Below are 17,088 nucleotides of genomic sequence, written 5' to 3' on the forward strand. Positions count from 1 at the left end.
CACCCGGGTCCCTCCCGCCTGCTCCCGGTGATCGGCGTACCGGAACCGGCGCAGGAGGGCCCGGGCTGTCCCGGGACCCGTCCCCGCTCGCCGCGCACGCCGCCGAGCGCCATGCCCACCGCGGCCTCGGTGATCGCGCCCGGGTCCTCGCCGCGGGCGTGCTCGATACGGCGTACGGCGGCGTCGACGATGCCCTGCAGCAGCATCGCGGCCAGCCGGGGCTGCCCATGGCCCATGGCGTCCAGCGCCTCGACGATCATGGCGATCAGATCCCCGTGCGCGGCGCGGATCTTCTCCCGGGCCCCGTCGTCCAGCTCGCTGGCGGAGATCGCCACCACGGCCCGGTGCCGCTGGTCGCCGACCAGGGCGAGCTGCCGCCGGACGTAGGCCTCGATCTTGCCCTCGGGAGTGTCCGCCTGCTTCATGGCGGCCTCGATCTCGGCCGCCCAGACCGGGAAGTCGACGGCGCAGAGTTCCTCCACCACGGCGGCGCGGGAGCGGAAGTACTCGTACACGGAGGACCGGGCGAGGCCGGTGCGCTCGGCCAGGGCGGGGAAGGTCAGGGCCTCGGTGCCGCCTTCGGACAACAGGGACCGTGCGGCATCCAGCAGGGCGCTGTGCTGCATCGACCGGTGCTCGGCCACGGAGGCCGCTCGAATCCTTGGCACGCCGCACACTCTACGGACGCCCGCGCAGCCCGCCCGGCCCCGGTGCACCCTGCTCGCGGTCTGCGCCTCTCCGCCCCACCCGCCCCACGGCGGTCGTCCGATCCCACCCCGCAACGGGCCGCCCGGGCCTCGCACACGGGCCGCGGCGGAGTGGCGGAGCGGACGCCGGACCCGGCTCCCACCACCGCCCGCCTCCACGCCCTGGGTATCCGCGCCCCGGACCCGCGCCTCGTGCCCCGCACCTCGTGCCCGCGCCCCGCTTCCCCCGCCGCGGTGCCCGGCACCGGGCACCCGGCCCGCTGCCGATCCGTCGGCGACCGCCTCCGGCGCGCACCCGCACGGGCAGCCCGGGACGTCGCCGTCCGGTTCCGGCTCAGCGGCCGAAGCCGGCCAGCTTGGCCCGCAACTGGAGGACGGACTTGGTGTGGATCTGGCTGACACGGCTCTCGGTCACGCCCAGGACGTTGCCGATCTCGGCGAGCGTGAGGCCCTCGTAGTAGTAGAGGGTGACGACGGTCTTCTCCCGCTCCGGCAGGGTGTTGATCGCCCGGGCCAGGAACCTGCGCAGCTCCCGGTCCTCGGCCACCTCCACGGGGTTGTCGGCTGCGGTGTCCTCCAGGGTGTCCATCAGGCTCAGACGGTCCCCGCCCTCGCCGCCGACGTGCAGCAGTTCCTCCAGTGCCACCACGTTGGCCAGTGACAACTGGCTGAAGACGGCGTGCAGCTCCTCCAGCGGGATACCCATCTCCGAGGCGACCTCGCTCTCGGAGGGGGTGCGGCGCAACTGGGCCTCCAGGGTGGCGTAGGCGCGCTCCACGTTGCGGGCCTTCTGGCGCACGGACCGCGGGATCCAGTCGAGTGCGCGAAGCTCGTCGATCATGGCACCGCGGATACGGGTGATCGCGTAGGTCTCGAACTTGATGGACCGCTCGATGTCGAACTTCTCGATGGCGTCGATGAGGCCGAAGACGCCCGAGGAGACGAAGTCGGCCTGCTCGACGTTGGGGGGCAGCCCGACGCTCACCCGGCCGGCGACGTATTTGACCAGCGGTGAGTAGTGCAGGATCAACTGTTCGCGCAGGCGTTCGTCACCCGTCTCCTTGTACGACCGCCACAGCTCGTCAAGCGACGAGGGCGCGGGCGGCCGCTCGCTGCCGCGGGCAGCGGGGGGAACTGCCGCCCGGTCGGACCCGGAGGTGTGCTGGGGCATTCGTCGCCTTGTGCCGTTCTGCCGTGAGCTGGGTGGGACCGAGCTGGCTGCCGGTCCGATTCCGGGTGGTCGGTGCGGAGATGAGGGTCCTGTACCGGAATCCTTTGTGAGCGTAGCGTGACTGTAGCGTCGCGGTGCGCGAAGGCCAGGGGATTGCCTTGACGCAGATACGTTCCGCTGGACGCCTCTCGGTGACGGCCGGCGACCGTCAGCCATGGGCCCCGGGACGTCAACTGCGGGAACTGACAAGGCTGTCGGGGTCGGACCCAACGACGCCGTTCGTTGGATCACGGCCCGTCGCGGGCGGTGTTCGGCCCGGCGTGCTTCTGGCGTGTCAACTGCCAGCCATCGCCATGTCGTTCGACGAACCCCAGTGAGCGGAGTTCGTACAGTCGGGCGATGGCGTCATCCGGGGTGGTGGCGGCCGAACGGGCGATGTCCTGCGGTGCCGCCGCGCCCCGGGCCGGGAGTGCGGACAGCACACGGGCGACCGCGGGGGCGAGCAGGTCCCGGGGCCGGACGGGGCCGCACCGCGGCGGGGCCAGTTCGCCCATGTCGCCGACCAGCTCGGCCACTTCCGCGGCATCGGTGACCAGGACCGCCTCGCCGCGCAGCAGTTCATGGACGCCGGCCGAGAGCGTGCTGGTGGCAGGGCCCGGCACACCCATGGTGAAGCGGCCGAGCCGCTGTGCGCTGCGTGCCGTGGAGAGGGCACCGCTGCGCAGGGCCGCCTCCACCACGACGGTGCCGCGGGTGAGGGCCGCGATGACCCTGTTCCGCAGGACGAAGCGGCTGGGAGTCGGATGGTCCCCCGGCGCCAACTCGCCGATCACGAGCCCCTGTTCCGCGATACGGGTGATCAGTTCGGTGTGGCCGCGCGGATAGGCGCGGTCGACTCCGCACGCGAGCACGGCGACGGTGGCACCGCGAGCGCCGAGCACACCCCGGTGTGCGGCGCCGTCCACACCGTAGGCCCCGCCCGACACCACGACCCAGCCGCGCTCGGCGAGCTGCGCGCCGAGGAGCGCCGCCATGTGCGCGCCGTACTCGGTGCAGGCACGGGCGCCGACGACCGCGACCGAGCGCAGCGCCCAGATCCGCAGGGACGGCCGGCCGCGTACCCACAGGCCGATCGGGCGGGCGTCGCCGAGGTCGTCGAGCTGGGCCGGCCACTCCAGGTCGCCGGGGCAGACGAAACGGGCACCCACGGCACGGGCCGCGGACAGGTCGTCCTCGGGGCGTGCGCCGGCGGCCCTGGAGCGCAGGCCCGCCCATCGGGTGGCGCTCACGCCGGGCAGCGGATCCCTGTCGGCGCCGAGCCGCTCGGCCACGGTGCGGGGTCCGAGTTCCCTCAGCCAGCGTCCGGCCGTCTCGTCGCCGGGCTCCATGACGCGCGTGAGGGCGACTCGCGCCAGGCGTTCGGCGTCGCTCACGGCCGCCATGCCCCGACGCCCTCCGTGCGGGCGCCCCTGCGGACGCCGGTGCGCAGTTCCAGGGCCCAGTCGACGTCACGGGCCGTGGGGCGGTCGCGTCCGGCGAGGTCGGCGACCGTCCAGGCGACGCGCAGCACGCGATCGAGTCCGCGTGCGGTGAGCAGCCCCCGTTCAAGGTCCTCCTCGGCCTTGCCGAGCGCGCCCGGTGCCACCTGCCACCGGGTGCGCAGCTCGTGGCCGGGGACCTCGCTGTTGGTGGTCCACGGTGTGCCGGCGTAGCGCGCGGCGGCCCGCTCCCGGGCTGCTCCGACCCGCTCGGCCACCACCGCGCTGGGCTCGGCGCGGGCGTGCATCCGCAGCAGCTCGGAGCGGGTGACGGGCTGAACGGTGACTCTGAGGTCCACGCGGTCCATGAGCGGGCCGGAGAGCCGGGCGCGGTAGCGGCGGACGGAGGAGGGGCGGCACTCGCAGCCGCCGTCCGAGGAGCCGTACCGACCGCAGGGGCAGGGGTTGGCGGCGAGGGCCATCAGGAAGCGGGCGGGCAGCCGCAGCATGCCGGCGGCCCGGGCGACGACCACATGGCCGGACTCCAGGGGCTGGCGCAGTGCGTCGAGCGCGGTACCCGAGAACTCCGCGGCCTCGTCCATGAAGAGCACGCCGCGGTGCGCGAGGGAGACGGCTCCCGGCCTGGGCAGTCCCGTGCCCCCGCCGACCAGGGAGGCCATGGTGGCCGAATGGTGGGGCGCGCAGTACGGCGGCCGGTCCACCAGGGGCTGGCCCGCCGGCAGGGTGCCGGCGACCGAGTGGACGGCGGTGACCTCAAGGGCCTCCTTGGGCGTGAGCGGAGGCAGCAGGCCGGGCAGCCGCTCGGCGAGCATGGTCTTGCCCGCGCCCGGAGGGCCCTTGAAGAAGACATGGTGGCGTCCGGCCGCGGCGACTTCGAGGGCGGCGCGTGCCAGGTGCTGGCCCGCGACGTCCGCGAGGTCCGGTGGCTGGTCGCCGCGGTCCACCCCGGTGCCGAGGCCGGCGCCGGGGACGGCGAGACCGGCCAGGTAGGGGTCGGGACGGGCCGGCTCGATGGTCTCCTCCTCCTCGGGCACCGGCTCGTCGGTGAGGACGGCGATGAGCTGGCGCAGGCTGCGGACGCCGAGCACGGAGACGCCGGGGACGAGCGCGGCCTCCGCCGCGTTGCTCTCGGGGACCACCACCTGCTCGTATCCGGCGTCCGCCGCGGCGAGGACAGCGGGGAGCACGCCGCGGACCGGGCGGGCGCGGCCGTCGAGGCCCAGCTCGCCGATCATGACGATGTCCGCGAGCACCCGGGGGTCGATCCGCTCGGCGGCGCCGAGCACCGCGCAGGCCACGGCCAGGTCGAAGCCGCTGCCCCCCTTCGGTACCGATGCGGGGCTCAGACCCACGGTGAGCTTCTTCTGGGGCCACTCGGCGCCCGCATTGACGACCGCGGCACGGACCCGGTCACGGCTTTCTGTGAGGCTCTTGTCGGGCAGGCCCACGAGGGTGAACGCGGACACTCCCGGTTCCAGGTCGGCCTGCACCTCCACGACCACGCCCTCGACTCCGACCAGGGCGACCGAGCAGGTGCGTGCGAAGCCCATCACGCCACCCCTCGCACATGCTCGACCACGGGTGCGCCGCGGTCCGGCAGCAGGACGCCGACGACGTCGATGCGCAGGCCGCCCGGGGGTGGGCCGCCGTGCTCCTGCAACCAGCGCTCCGCCAGGGCGCGCAGGCGCTCCGCCTTGGCGGGTGTGACCGCCGCCATCGGGTGCTGGAAGGCACCGGCACGGCGGGTCTTGACCTCGCAGACCACCAGCGCGTCGCCGTCCTCGGCGACGATGTCGATCTCGCCGGTGCGGCCGGCTCGCCAGTTGCGCTCCAGGATCGTCATGCCGGCCTCGGCGAGCCGCCGCGCGGCCAGCGACTCCCCGTAACGGCCCATCGCGCCGCGTGCGCTGTTGGGTCGGGAGCCGCCCGGGACCGCGCCCGGGCCGCGCGGTGAGCCGCGCAGCGGACCGCCTCCCACCACACCCCGGGACCCCGCCTCGCATCCCTCGGCACCGGGAGCCGGAAGCTCACCCGCTCCGGCGGCACGGGGGCGGGAGCCGCGAACTCCGGTGGCGGGGGCCCCGACGCCACGGGTCCCGACGCCACCGGTCGGCGCGCCGTGGACCCCGGTGTCGCAGAAGCCCGTATCGCGGACCTCGGCGGCACGGACCGGGACGCCTTCAGCCCGGCCGGCCCCCGCGCCGCGCACGGGAGCAGCGCGCATCCCCGCGGTACCCACCGGCTCCGGCTCGCCAGATGCCCCGACCGCGCCAGGTGCTTCGGCCTCGCCCGGCCGCCACGCGACCCCCGGCTGCCGCGCCGGCTCCGTCCGACCCGCCCTCGCTGCGCCCCGCCGCGCTCCCGTGCCGGCGCTCGCCTTCGATGTCGGCTCCGTGTGCGCCTGCGGAATCACCTCGGCGTTCGCCTGCGGGGCCGCCTCCCGGCTGCTCCCCGGCTCCGCCCCGGGACACTCCTCCGGCCTCGCCCGGGCAGGCGCTCCCGGCTCCGCCTGGGAATACGTCCGCGCCTTCGCCTGGGGATTCGTCTGTGCGTGCATGTCGGCACCTCCTGGCGCCCACCCTCACGCATGCACCCGAACCGTGTTGATCTTGGTGGACAACCTCCGGCATGTGGATAACTCCGTCACCCGCCCGGGGGAACCAGGCCCACCGAACCCCCTACCGAAACCCGGCCGCGGGCGCCCGAGGACGCCGGGCGAGTCCAAGCACCCGGAAAGCCGGCGCCACCGGGCGCCGGGGACCACTCCACCCGGCGGAACGTTCCGGCGTCGGATACAACGCACGGCACCAGGCACAATGCCCCGGCACCCCGCACTTACCGGCCGCCACCCCAGCCACACCGCAGAGCACCCGGCAGGCGGCAGACGCCACACGCCACACAGCACACAGCACACAGCACACAGCAGCGACTGCAACGCGCGGCGTCGAGGCGGCCACCGCACGCCGCACCGGCCGCAAGAGCCCGCTCAGCCCCCCGGCAGTTCGAGGTCGCTCTTGTTGAGCTCCTCGACGTTCACGTCCTTGAATGTGAGAACGCGCACCTGTTTGACGAAGCGGGCCGGCCTGTACATGTCCCATACCCAGGCATCCGCCATGGAGACCTCGAAGAACACCTCACCCTGGACCGAGTGCACCTGCATCTCGTAGTCGTTGGTGAGATAGAAGCGTCGCTCGGTCTCGATCACGTATTTGAACAGACCGACGACATCGCGGTACTCCCGGTAGAGCTTCAGCTCCATCTCGGTCTCGTACTTTTCGAGGTCCTCGGCGCTCATGGCAGTTCCCCTTCAGCCGTGCGTCCCCTCATTGTGCGCCAGCTCTTACGAACCCTCAGACGATTTCGGTGTCGAGGATCAGGGGACTGGCCGGGGGACCCTCGTCGAGCAGTCTGCGCAGCAGCCCGGCGAGTCTGGTCGGATACACCGTCTCACGTGCTTCGGACAGTTCCCGGCACGTCCACCAACGCGCGCCCAGGACGCTGCGCTGCTCAAGGTGTGTGAGTTCGGTCGCACGGGTCACGGTCTGGGTCGTATGGGCGAGGTAGTACCACTCGTCCTGGTCCCAGCGGCGTCCCGCGAAGGGGAACGAACAGACCCTGCGCCACAGCACCGGGCCCAGATCGACGTCCGTGATGCCGGTCTCCTCCGCGAGTTCGCGCAGGGCGGCCTGCTCACGGCTCTCGTCGCCTTCCAGGCCGCCGCCCGGCGTGAACCACCAGTCGTCGGCCGGGTCGCCCGGCTCGTGTCCGTGCAGCAGCAGGATGCGGTCCCGCGGATCGAGGAGGACGACCCTCGCCACCCGCCGCAACGGACCACCTCCCGGCAAGCCCGACACGTCCGGCAGGCCCGCCGAACGCCCGGCCGGAACCCCGGCGGCACCGCCGGCCGGAACTCCGGCACCGCCGAGCGGGGCATCGGCGCCACCGGCCGGAGTATCCGCACCACCGGCCGGCGTGCCGGCGCCAGTCCCAGCCGGTCCGCGCGCCGCCTCCTCAGCGGACACCGGCCAGCTCCTCGCGGTTCGGCCTGCCGGTGCCGTTCCGCCCGCCCAGGCGGCCGGCGACGGGGCCCCAGGCGGCGCCGCCGAGGATCAGTACCGCACCCACCACGACCATGCTGAGCACGGTGGTGAGGGGCCCGGGCCGGGAGAGGCCGCCGGGGAAGCCCGCGAAGCCGGTGGGGCGGTCCAGCGTGCCGCGCAGCGGCCAGACCACGGCGTCCACCCTGGCGTCCACCGCACTGCGCGGCACGGAGCCGTTGCCGGCGTCCTGGAGGTGCACGCTGGAGTCCAGCGAGCCGCGGCGCTCGTCGCCGAGGACGAACAACCTGCCCTGCGGGACGGTGGTGGCCGGGATGCCGCTCACGGAGGCGGGCTGGCCCTTGGCGAGGTACGGCTCGGCGATCTCCTTGCCGTTGACCGTGAGCTTGCCGTGGGTGCAGCAGGCCACCTTGTCGCCGCCGACCGCCACGACCCTCTTCACCAGCGGGAGGTCTCCCCAACTTGAGTCGGTGAAGACCACCACGTCACCGCGGTGCACCTGGCTGCCGTCGATGCGCTGGGCGAGCACCCGGTCACCCGCGTCGATAGTGGGGGTCATGGAGCCGGTGGGCACGGTATAGGGCTGGTAGACGATGGCGCCCCATATGAAGCCTCCCAGGAAGAGCACACAGCCAAGGGCCACGGCAAGCCCCGACAGCGTGCTGCCGAGCCGTCCGTGGCCCTCGTGCGTACGACGCGTACCGCTCATCCCAGTGCTCCACCCAGTTCGGAGAATCGATCCCGCGGGCGCCGGGCGGCCGCGGGAGATCGGCGATCTGGGACGGCACCCTACCGGGCGGTACTGCCCCCAGAAACCCTGGTGTCATCGGTGGTCGCAGCCCCGCCGTCAGCCGCGGCCGGGGCCCCGGTGCCCCGGGAGGTCGTCCGGCGCCTGCGCCACAGCACCAGCGGCACCGCGCCCGCGAGACCCAGCGCACCGGGCAGTGCCGAGGCCGCGGTCCCGATGCCGGGCTGGTCGAAGGTGTCCGGAACCGGCAGCGTCGACCAGCGCTCGGGCGGCCAGGCGATGACGACGGCACGACCGACGACATTGCCCACCGGCACGAAGCCGTGGTTCTTGTCGTTCTGGTGGTACCGGGAGTCCAGGGAGTTCTGGCGGTGGTCGCCCATGACCCAGATTTTGCCCTTCGGCACCGTGACCTTGAACTGACCGCCCTGGTTGTCGGAGCTGCACGGGGTGTTGCCGGCATAGATGTACGAGTCGTCGAGCGGCTTGCCGTTGACCTTCAGCGGGCCGGTGCCGTTGCACTCGATGGTGTCGCCGCCGACCCCGATGACCCGCTTGATGAGGTCCTTCTCGTCGGCCGAGGGCATCAGGCCGATCCAGCTCAGGACGGTCTGCACGGCGTTCGGCTTCGGGGTGGGCTCGCCGCGCAGCCAGTTGTCGGGATCGTGGAAGACGACGACCTCGCCGCGCTGGGGCTCGGCGCCGAACCAGGGCGTGAGCTTGTCCACCAGCACCCGGTCACCGATCTGGAGGGTGTTCTCCATGGAGGCCGACGGGATCGAGAACGCCTGGACCAGGAACGTCTTGATCAGCAGTGCCAGTACGAGCGCGATGACGACGAGGAGCGGCAGCTCCTTCCAGAAGGAGCGCGGGGTGTTGTCCCTCTCACGGGCGTGCGAGCCCGAGCGGCGGTGGCCGTCCGAGCCCCCTTCGTCAGACGCGGGTGTCATGCCGCCTTCCCCGGTTCCCCCCGGTTCCCCGCCCCGTCCTGCATCGGGCGCGTCGAACGTACCCGGAGCTCCGTACGCGGGCCCGGACGGTCGCCCATCGGGTCCGTGCGGCTGCGGTCCGTGAGCACCCGGGAGTCCACCGGTGCCCTCCGGCCGCTCCTCGGGGCCTTCGTGTCCGGACCGTGTGCCGACCGCCACATCCCCCACATCCACTCCTCACTCCGTGCCGCCGCCTGCCCCGGATGCGGTGCAAGCCCACCACTCCCATAACGAGCGGGAGTTCCGCAGGGGTCGGGAGCGGGATCATTCCATCGGGATCCGCGGGGGCCACCTTATGCGACGTCCCTGTGGCCGCGGTCGATGCACCGCTCGCGTCGTGCACGGACGCGTAGGTGCGGGGTTCTTCCAGGCCACGCCAGTGGCCGACGGGCCAGGCGATGACCCTGGCGCGCCCCACGACGCTGTCCAGGGACACGGTGCCGCTGAAGGCCTCGCTGCGGTGGTAGCGGGAGTCGGCGGAGAGGGCTCTGTGGTCGCCCATCACGAACAGCCTGCCCGGGGGCACCTTCACGTTGAAGGCGAAGTCGGAGGGTTTGTTGCCGGGATGGAGGTACGGCTCGTCGAGGGGGAAGCCGTTGACGGTGACGCGGCCTTGCTGGTCGCAGCACCTGACGGTGTCGCCGCCGACCGCGACGACGCGTTTGATCAGGTCGTGTTCGTTGTCGGAGGGCAGCAGGCCGATGAAGGACAGGACCTGTTTGACCTGTTTGACGCCGACAGGGGCGTCCTTCTTCTTGCCCTGCTCCTGGTCGAGCCAGTGGCTGGGGTCGTGGAACACGACGACGTCGCCGCGCTGGGGCTCGGCACCGAACCACGGGGTGAGCTTGTCCACCAGCACCCGGTCGCCGATGCGGATGGTCTGCTCCATGGAGCCCGAGGGGATCACGAAGGCCTGGACGAGGAACGTCTTGAGGACCAGGGCTATGAGAACGGCCACTCCGACGAGGAGCGGTATCTCCGTGAGGGCCGAGCGGCGCCTGCGGCGTCTGACCTTGCGGGCGAGCTTGCGGCGCTCGGCCCTGCCGGGGCCCGGGGGACCGTCCCCCGCGCCCGTCCCGGTGGCCGCGGCGGTGCCCGAGTGGCGGCCGGGACGGGCCCGTCCGCGGTTACCCATGGACGCCGCCCCAGTGGCCTGCGGGCCAGGCGATCCACTCCGCCCTGCCGATCACGGCTCCCACGGGGAGCATTCCGCCGCCCGGCGCGCCGAGGCGGTCGCGGGAGTCGCTGGAGAGGCTCCGGTGGTCGCCGAGCAGGAACAGGGTGCCATCGGGGACGGTCACGTCGAAGGGCGCCCGTGAGGGTGCGTCTTTCGGGTACAGGTAGCCCCTCTCGTCCACCGCCTCGCCGTTCACCTCGATCCTTCCCTGGCTGTCGCAGCAGACCACGTGGTCTCCCCCCACTCCGACGACGCGCTTGACGTAGTCGCCGCCGCCGAAATATCCCGTGCCGTCGAAGACGACGACGTCCCCCCGCTGAGGCTCCGCACCGAAACGGTACGCCACCTTGTTGACGAGTACACGATCCCCGACGCGCAACCCCGGCTCCATGGAGCGGCTCGGGATCTCGAACGGCTGCAGGACGAAGGCGGTGGCCGACAGCAGGAGCAGCACGCACAGCAGGACGGCGAGCGTCCGGCCGCCGCCGGGCAGCCGTCCCGTGAGAGCGGCTGCGGACATACGCGCGAAGCGCGACCACTGCGCCGCCGGACCCTCTGAAGAGGGCGGGCGGGAGTGGTCGCGCTCCGCGTGGTGTGCCTCGGTGTCCATCGGGGCCAGATGGTATCCGGCCCGTCAGCGGGACTGCGGGGCCGCTCAGCTCTCGCGCTTCTCCTTGATCTTCGCGGCCTTGCCGCGCAGGTCACGGAGGTAGTACAGCTTGGCGCGCCGGACGTCACCGCGCGTGACGAGCTCGATCTTCTCGACGATCGGGGTGTGCACCGGGAAGGTGCGCTCGACACCCACGGAGAAGGAGACCTTGCGGACCGTGAAGGTCTCGCGGACCCCGGCGCCCTGGCGGCGGATCACCACGCCCTTGAACTGCTGCACACGGGAGCGGTTGCCCTCGATGACGCGGACGTGGACGTTCACGGTGTCGCCCGGGCGGAAGGCCGGGATGTCGCTGCGCAGCGACGCGTTGTCGACGGAGTCGAGCAGGTTGGACATGACCGTCTGCTTTCTTCGCCGATGCCACAGGTCATCGACGGGATTCGATGAGATGGTGAGTGCGGTGCTCGCCGCGGCGGACGTCGTGTCCCCCTGTGGCAGGGGCGCACACCCGGCGAAGTACAACAGCGTGCCATTCTTCCACGTGGCCGGGCTGCGCCCAAATCGGAGCTACCCGGGCCGCGCCGCGCCGCCGGCCGGCCCGGGACCGCCGTCCGCGGCGCCTGCCGGCCGGGGGGCGCGCACGTACCGCCCGTCGTCCCCCGGCCACCAGCCCAGGGCGGCGAGGGTGGCGCGGTCCTGCTTGTCGAACGCCGCGGGGTCGCAGCGCTCGACGAGGTCCGGGCGGTGCTCCGCGGTGCGGCGCAGGGCCTCGTCCCTGCGCCACCTGGCGATCCTGCCGTGGTGCCCGCTGAGCAGCACCTCGGGAACGCCGCGGCCGCGCCACATCGGCGGCTTGGTGTAGACGGGTCCCTCCAGGAGGTCCGCCATGGCGCCGGGTGCGAAGGAGTCGTCGCGGTGCGACTCGGCGTTGCCGAGGACGCCAGGCAGCAGCCGGGCGACGGCCTCCACCATCACCAGGACGGCGGCCTCGCCGCCCGCGAGGACGTAGTCGCCGATGGACAGTTCGAGTACCGGCATCCTGGTCCCGTACTCGTCGATGACACGGCGGTCGATGCCCTCGTACCGGGCCGGCGTGAAGATCAGCCACGGCCGCCGGGAGAGGCGGACGGCGGTCTCCTGGGTGAAGGGGCGTCCACTGGGCGTGGGTACGACAAGCGCGGGCCGGGCGGCACCCTGCTCGTAGCCGTCGGCGGTGACGGTGTCGATGGCCTCTCCCCAGGGGCATGTCTTCATGACCATGCCGGGGCCGCCGCCGTAGGGGGTGTCGTCGACCGTGTTGTGCCGGTCGTGGGTCCACCGCCGCAGGTCGTGCACGTGGACGTCGAGCGGGCCGCGCGCACGGGCCTTGCCGACGAGGGAGACGTTCAGGGGGTCGAGGTACTCCGGAAAGATCGTGACGACGTCGAGCCGCATCAGGTGCCGTCCGTCTCGCGCGAGGAGGCCGTTTCGGCGCGGTCGTCGACGAGCCCGGGCGGCGGGTCGACGACCGCCCTCTGCCGTTCCAGGTCGATCTCGGTGACGATCTCCTGGACGAAGGGGATGAGCACCTCGCCGCCGTCGGGCCGGGCCACGACGAACAGGTCCTGCGAGGGCAGGTGGGAGATCTCGGTGATCCGGCCGATCCCGGTGCCGTCCGCGGTGACGACGTCGAGGTCCACCAACTGGTGGTCGTAGTACTCGTCGGGGTCCTCGGGGAGTGCGTCCGGGTCGATCTCGGCGATCAGCAGGGTGTTGCGCAGCGCCTCGGCGGCGTTGCGGTCTTCGACGCCCTCGAAGCGGAGCAGCAGCCGGCCGCTGTGCACGCGGCCCGTCTCGATGGTGAGGGGTCCTGTGCCGGGCGGGTCGGTGGCGAGCACGGCGCCGGGGGCGAGCCGCAGCTCCGGCTCGTCGGTGCGTACCTCGACGGTGACCTCGCCCTTGATCCCGTGGGCGCGGCCCACCCGGGCGACTACCAACTGCACGTGTCCGGATCTCCTGATCGTGTGCCTTGCGGCCCTGCTTCGTGGACGGCTGCGGACGACTGCGGGCCGGGGACGGCCACAGCGGCCCGTCCCCGGCCCGAGCCGGTGCTGCCTTGTATCAGTGAACCTGGTCCACATCGACGAGGTCGACACGGATGCCACGGCCGCCGATGGCGCCCACGACCGTGCGCAGCGCGCGTGCCGTGCGGCCGTTGCGGCCGATGACCTTGCCGAGGTCGTCCGGGTGCACCCGGACCTCCAGGACGCGCCCGCGGCGCAGGTTGCGGGAGGCCACCTGTACGTCGTCGGGGTTGTCGACGATGCCCTTCACGAGGTGCTCGAGAGCCTCCTCAAGCATGCTCAGGCCCCGGTGGACGCGGTGCCGGACGGGGCCTCGGACTCGTCCGCCTTCTTGTCGGCCTTCTTCTTCTGCGTGATGGCCTCGCCCTTGGCCTCGTCGTCACCGCCGAGGGCCTCGAAGGTGGGCCTCGCGGCCTTCTCCGCGGGCTGGAGCAGCGGCGCGGGGGCGGGCTCGCCCTTGAACTTCTGCCAGTCGCCGGTCTTCTTCAGGATGGCGAGAACGGGCTCGGTCGGCTGGGCGCCCACGGAGAGCCAGTACGCCACGCGGTCGGCGTCGACCTCGATGCGCGACGGGTTCTGCACCGGGTGGTACAGGCCGATCTCCTCGATGGCCCGGCCGTCACGGCGGGTACGGGAGTCGGCGACGACGATGCGGTAGTGAGGCGAACGGATCTTGCCCAGACGCTTCAGCTTGATCTTGACTGCCACGGGAGTGGGTTCTCCTGGTTTGACGTGGTGGGGCACAGCGGGATGCCGCGTGGGGCTGCGGTACCCGAGTAACCCGATGGACGCGTCAGCCGGAGGAGAGAGGGATCCTGTGCGACTGTCGAGTACAGCCAGCCATTGTGCCACACGCAGCGGGACCGCCGAACCGGCGGGCGGTGCGGCACCGCGGCCGCGGCACGGGCCGCGGGCGGCCCCCGGCGACGCCGGGCGACGCCGGCCGGGGCGGCCCTCGGTGAGCGGGGCAGCCGTGGGGGAAGCTGCCGCCGCCGCACTCGGCGGAAGCACGGGGAGCTCCGCCGGGTGCCGTCAGCGCGCGGAGGCGCCGACCACCTCCGGGATCCGGAAGGGCTTGCCGCAGCCACCGCAGACGATGGGGGCCTGCGCCAGCACGGACGGGACGACGCGGACATTGCGCCCGCAGTCGCACACGGCCTTGACCCGCACGCCGCCACCGGACGAGCCGTGCCGGCCGGCGGGACCGCGGAAGCTGCTCGCCGAGTCGCGCTCGGTGGCTGCCGAGTGGGCCTTGAGGGCGCGCTGGAGCCGCTCCATTGTCGGGCGGTAGCGCCTTCTCGCCTCGGGTTTGAGGCTCACCAGGGAGAAGCCGCTGCTCGGGTGGGGCTCCTCCGGGTGGTCGAGGCCCAGTTCTTCTGCGATGGCCAGGAATCTGCGGTTGTGATAGCGGCCGGCGCGGGAGGTGTCACGCACCCCGCGGGCGGCGGCGATGCCATGGACTGCCTCATGGAGCAGTCGCTCGAAGGAGAGTTCGGCGCCGCAGGCGGACGACGACTCTCCGATCAGTGATTCGGGCGCGGCAAGATCTGGCAGCTCGGGATGGTGCCGCTGAATTTCGGCCCATGCCCCTGCCAGCTCTGCGGCGAGAACAGGTGGTGTCGTGCTCACGTCGTGAGAACGATCCGAAGTGCCTCTGTGTTCCGATTCCGGGCCATCCCAAATATTTTGCACGTACCACTCAGTATGTGTTGATGCGCAGCGACGGGGGCGGGCGCTTTGATCTGCGGATATGTCGCACAGCTCGTACTAAGGCCGTACGTAGTGAGACGTAGGAAGCAGCGCATGGGCAAAGTCCGGGCGCCGGGACGTTCGACACCGGGCCCACGGAACGGGCATGGCTGTGGCGTCGCAGCACGCAACCGCGGCCCAATCAGTAGGCGCGTCCCACAGGGGACCCTACCGGGCTCCCCATCGGCGTCCGGAACCGGCCCGTCCGCCCATCCGGAACCGACCCGTCCGCTGCCACCGGCCACCGCGGCGGAGTCGGCGCGCGCCCTTGTGCGGGGCATGACGATTCCGGCCGACGGGGGGTGGCCCGGACGGGAACGCGGGCGGCGGGGGGCCGGGGTGTGGCCGTCAGTGCCAGTGGGCGGGGCCCGTGCCGGGGGCGCGGCCGGCAGCGGGGTGCGTGTTGGCGGCACCGGGGTGCGTGTGGCGGCACGAGAAGGAGCGTGGGCATCGACGGGGTGGGTGGCACAACACCGGGAAGGAGGGCGTGGGACCGGGCGAGCCCGGTGCCCGGACCGGTTTCCGGTTTCCGCCGGCGGCCGCCCTCCGGGCCGCCGGCCGTGCGCGTCCCGGGGACGCGCGGGTTCAGCCCATGAACTTCTTGAACTCGTCGGGCAGTTCGAACTGCTGGTCGTCCTGGTCGCCGGGCAGCCCGAGGGCCTGGCCCTGTGCCGCGGCCTCGCGGCGCGCGGCGGCTTCCTGTTCCTGCTGCTTGCGCTTCATCGGGTTGCCGGAGCGCTGCTTGCCCTTGGCCTGCTTCTGCTTCTTGCGCTGCCTGCCGGGCCCGCCGCCCATGCCCGGCAGCCCGGGCATGCCCGGCATACCGCCCTGCGCCATCTTGGACATCATCTTGCGTGCCTCGAAGAACCGCTCCACCAGGTTCTTCACGGCGCCGACCTCGACACCGGAACCGCGCGCGATACGGGCGCGCCGCGAACCGTTGATGATCGTGGGGTCCTGGCGCTCCACGGGCGTCATGGACTTGATGATCGCGGCGGTGCGGTCGACCTCGCGCTCGTCGACGTTCTGGATCTGGTCCCTGACCTGGGCCATGCCGGGAAGCATGCCGAGCAGCTTGCTGATGCTGCCCATCTTCCTGACCTGCTCCATCTGGGCCAGGAAGTCGTCGAGCGTGAAGTCCTTCCCCTTGGCGCTGGCCAGCTTGGCGGCCATCTTCTCGGCCTCTTGCCGGCTGAACGTCTGCTCCGCCTTCTCGATCAGGGTGAGCACGTCACCCATGCCGAGGATGCGGGACGCCATGCGGTCCGGGTGGAAGGCGTCGAAGTCGTCCAGTTGCTCGCCGTTCGAGGCGAACATGATCTGACGGCCGGTGACGTGCGCCACCGACAGGGCCGCGCCGCCCCGGGCGTCACCGTCGAGCTTGGAGAGGACGACGCCGTCGAAGCCGACGCCGTCACGGAAGGCCTCGGCTGTGTTGACCGCGTCCTGGCCGATCATGGCGTCCACGACGAAGAGGATCTCGTCCGGGCTGACGGCGTCGCGGATGTCCGCGGCCTGCTGCATCAGCTCCTGGTCGATGCCGAGCCGGCCGGCGGTGTCGACGATGACGATGTCGTACTGCTTGGCGCGCGCGTGCTCGACAGAGTCCTTGGCGACCTTCACCGGGTCGCCCACGCCGTTGCCCGGCTCGGGGGCGTAGACGCCGACCTCGGCACGCTCGGCGACGACCGTGAGCTGGTTCACCGCGTTCGGGCGCTGGAGGTCGCAGGCCACCAGCAGCGGGGTGTGGCCCTGGCTCTTCAGCCAGCGGCCGAGCTTGCCCGCCAGGGTGGTCTTGCCGGAGCCCTGCAGACCCGCCAGCATGATCACGGTCGGCGGCTGCTTGGCGAACCGCAGGCGGCGGGTCTCGCCGCCGAGGATGCCGATCAGCTCCTCGTTGACGATCTTGATGACCTGCTGGGCGGGGTTGAGCGCCTGGGAGACCTCCGCCCCGCCGGCCCGCTCCTTGACCTGCTTGATGAAGGCCCGTACGACGGGCAGCGCCACGTCCGCCTCGAGCAGCGCTATACGGATCTCGCGCGCCGTGGCATCGATGTCCGCCTCGGAGAGCCGACCTTTGCCGCGGAGGGATTTGAAGGTCGCACTGAGGCGGTCGGAGAGGGTGTCGAACACGGCGGCGTCGGTCCTCGCAGTCGGGAGCAGTCTGGGTCGCCCTCCAGGGTATCCGGCCCACAAGCCGATCGTCCCCGCCGACGGTGCCGCGGGCGGCGGGGAACCCCGCACGAACGCGGGACGGTGTGCCGTCGGCGTCCGCCCCGCCCGTCCGCCCCGCCGGTCCGGCCAGGACCGCCTCCGT

Annotated in this window: 17 protein-coding genes and 1 pseudogene; all 18 read right to left on the reverse strand. The window is 72.3% G+C overall.

Features of this window, described 5'->3' with window-relative positions:
• Positions 1 to 89 precede the first annotated feature (89 nt).
• A pseudogene (locus IE313_RS28640) lies at positions 90 to 644 on the reverse strand (TetR/AcrR family transcriptional regulator); the annotation flags it as partial.
• A 397-nt stretch (positions 645 to 1,041) separates the two neighbouring features.
• Positions 1,042 to 1,878, reverse strand: a complete 837-nt coding sequence (whiG, locus tag IE313_RS28645; protein ID WP_189937293.1) for an RNA polymerase sigma factor WhiG — start codon at positions 1,876 to 1,878, stop codon at positions 1,042 to 1,044.
• Positions 1,879 to 2,165: 287 nt separating this feature from the next.
• The gene (gene dprA / locus IE313_RS28650) at positions 2,166 to 3,320 is read right to left on the reverse strand and encodes a DNA-processing protein DprA (protein WP_189937294.1); all 1,155 of its coding nucleotides are present in this window, start codon (positions 3,318 to 3,320) and stop codon (positions 2,166 to 2,168) included.
• Positions 3,308 to 4,927 carry a YifB family Mg chelatase-like AAA ATPase gene (locus tag IE313_RS28655; protein ID WP_189937295.1) on the reverse strand — a complete coding sequence of 540 codons (1,620 nt, stop codon included), beginning with the start codon at positions 4,925 to 4,927 and terminating at the stop codon, positions 3,308 to 3,310. The genes dprA and IE313_RS28655 overlap by 13 nt, the downstream gene beginning before the upstream one ends.
• Entirely contained in the window at positions 4,927 to 5,340 is a 414-nt protein-coding gene (locus tag IE313_RS28660) for a YraN family protein (protein ID WP_268256801.1), read from the reverse strand. Before IE313_RS28660 ends, IE313_RS28655 begins: the two co-directional genes overlap by 1 nt.
• Before the next feature lie 1,023 nt (positions 5,341 to 6,363).
• On the reverse strand, positions 6,364 to 6,672 hold the full coding sequence (locus IE313_RS28665) for a DUF2469 domain-containing protein (protein ID WP_185034425.1): 309 nt from the start codon (positions 6,670 to 6,672) through the stop codon (positions 6,364 to 6,366).
• Between the two features lie 55 nt (positions 6,673 to 6,727).
• Positions 6,728 to 7,240, reverse strand: coding sequence for an NUDIX hydrolase (locus tag IE313_RS28670; RefSeq protein WP_268256802.1), 513 nt, complete (start codon positions 7,238 to 7,240; stop codon positions 6,728 to 6,730).
• A gap of 148 nt (positions 7,241 to 7,388) precedes the next feature.
• The gene (gene lepB, locus IE313_RS28675; protein WP_189937298.1) at positions 7,389 to 8,144 is read right to left on the reverse strand and encodes a signal peptidase I; all 756 of its coding nucleotides are present in this window, start codon (positions 8,142 to 8,144) and stop codon (positions 7,389 to 7,391) included.
• An 80-nt stretch (positions 8,145 to 8,224) separates the two neighbouring features.
• On the reverse strand, positions 8,225 to 9,133 hold the full coding sequence (lepB, locus tag IE313_RS28680; RefSeq protein WP_229925042.1) for a signal peptidase I: 909 nt from the start codon (positions 9,131 to 9,133) through the stop codon (positions 8,225 to 8,227).
• The gene (lepB, locus tag IE313_RS28685) at positions 9,117 to 10,307 is read right to left on the reverse strand and encodes a signal peptidase I (protein ID WP_229925043.1); all 1,191 of its coding nucleotides are present in this window, start codon (positions 10,305 to 10,307) and stop codon (positions 9,117 to 9,119) included. Before lepB (IE313_RS28685) ends, lepB (IE313_RS28680) begins: the two co-directional genes overlap by 17 nt.
• Positions 10,300 to 10,959, reverse strand: a complete 660-nt coding sequence (gene lepB / locus IE313_RS28690) for a signal peptidase I (protein WP_189937301.1) — start codon at positions 10,957 to 10,959, stop codon at positions 10,300 to 10,302. The genes lepB (IE313_RS28685) and lepB (IE313_RS28690) overlap by 8 nt, the downstream gene beginning before the upstream one ends.
• Before the next feature lie 45 nt (positions 10,960 to 11,004).
• Positions 11,005 to 11,355, reverse strand: a complete 351-nt coding sequence (rplS, locus tag IE313_RS28695; protein ID WP_189937303.1) for a 50S ribosomal protein L19 — start codon at positions 11,353 to 11,355, stop codon at positions 11,005 to 11,007.
• Positions 11,356 to 11,526: 171 nt separating this feature from the next.
• The gene (gene trmD, locus IE313_RS28700; protein ID WP_189937305.1) at positions 11,527 to 12,393 is read right to left on the reverse strand and encodes a tRNA (guanosine(37)-N1)-methyltransferase TrmD; all 867 of its coding nucleotides are present in this window, start codon (positions 12,391 to 12,393) and stop codon (positions 11,527 to 11,529) included.
• Positions 12,393 to 12,941, reverse strand: a complete 549-nt coding sequence (gene rimM / locus IE313_RS28705) for a ribosome maturation factor RimM (protein ID WP_189937307.1) — start codon at positions 12,939 to 12,941, stop codon at positions 12,393 to 12,395. The genes trmD and rimM overlap by 1 nt, the downstream gene beginning before the upstream one ends.
• A 118-nt stretch (positions 12,942 to 13,059) precedes the next feature.
• On the reverse strand, positions 13,060 to 13,299 hold the full coding sequence (locus IE313_RS28710) for an RNA-binding protein (RefSeq protein ID WP_018850017.1): 240 nt from the start codon (positions 13,297 to 13,299) through the stop codon (positions 13,060 to 13,062).
• A 2-nt stretch (positions 13,300 to 13,301) separates the two neighbouring features.
• Positions 13,302 to 13,730: a 30S ribosomal protein S16 gene (gene rpsP / locus IE313_RS28715; RefSeq protein ID WP_189937309.1), complete on the reverse strand. Its 429-nt coding sequence runs from the start codon at positions 13,728 to 13,730 to the stop codon at positions 13,302 to 13,304.
• A 324-nt stretch (positions 13,731 to 14,054) separates the two neighbouring features.
• A complete protein-coding gene (locus tag IE313_RS28720) occupies positions 14,055 to 14,651 on the reverse strand; it encodes a hypothetical protein (protein WP_189937311.1) in 597 nt (198 codons plus the stop codon).
• Positions 14,652 to 15,356: 705 nt separating this feature from the next.
• On the reverse strand, positions 15,357 to 16,904 hold the full coding sequence (ffh, locus tag IE313_RS28725) for a signal recognition particle protein (RefSeq protein ID WP_189937313.1): 1,548 nt from the start codon (positions 16,902 to 16,904) through the stop codon (positions 15,357 to 15,359).
• Positions 16,905 to 17,088 lie beyond the last annotated feature (184 nt).

Source organism: Streptomyces sulfonofaciens (genome assembly GCF_014656295.1).
GTDB classification, from domain to species: domain Bacteria; phylum Actinomycetota; class Actinomycetes; order Streptomycetales; family Streptomycetaceae; genus Streptomyces; species Streptomyces sulfonofaciens.

What these genes read in the sequence shown, in the direction of transcription:
- whiG (WP_189937293.1), bottom strand. Translation starts at nt 1,878, where the DNA reads ATGCCCCAGCACACCTCCGGGTCCGACCGGGCGGCAGTTCCCCCCGCT.
- dprA (WP_189937294.1), bottom strand. Translation starts at nt 3,320, where the DNA reads ATGGCGGCCGTGAGCGACGCCGAACGCCTGGCGCGAGTCGCCCTCACG.
- IE313_RS28655 (WP_189937295.1), bottom strand. Translation starts at nt 4,927, where the DNA reads ATGGGCTTCGCACGCACCTGCTCGGTCGCCCTGGTCGGAGTCGAGGGC.
- IE313_RS28665 (WP_185034425.1), bottom strand. Translation starts at nt 6,672, where the DNA reads ATGAGCGCCGAGGACCTCGAAAAGTACGAGACCGAGATGGAGCTGAAG.
- lepB (WP_189937298.1), bottom strand. Translation starts at nt 8,144, where the DNA reads ATGAGCGGTACGCGTCGTACGCACGAGGGCCACGGACGGCTCGGCAGC.
- lepB (WP_229925042.1), bottom strand. Translation starts at nt 9,133, where the DNA reads ATGACACCCGCGTCTGACGAAGGGGGCTCGGACGGCCACCGCCGCTCG.
- lepB (WP_229925043.1), bottom strand. Translation starts at nt 10,307, where the DNA reads ATGGGTAACCGCGGACGGGCCCGTCCCGGCCGCCACTCGGGCACCGCC.
- lepB (WP_189937301.1), bottom strand. Translation starts at nt 10,959, where the DNA reads ATGGACACCGAGGCACACCACGCGGAGCGCGACCACTCCCGCCCGCCC.
- rplS (WP_189937303.1), bottom strand. Translation starts at nt 11,355, where the DNA reads ATGTCCAACCTGCTCGACTCCGTCGACAACGCGTCGCTGCGCAGCGAC.
- trmD (WP_189937305.1), bottom strand. Translation starts at nt 12,393, where the DNA reads ATGCGGCTCGACGTCGTCACGATCTTTCCGGAGTACCTCGACCCCCTG.
- IE313_RS28710 (WP_018850017.1), bottom strand. Translation starts at nt 13,299, where the DNA reads ATGCTTGAGGAGGCTCTCGAGCACCTCGTGAAGGGCATCGTCGACAAC.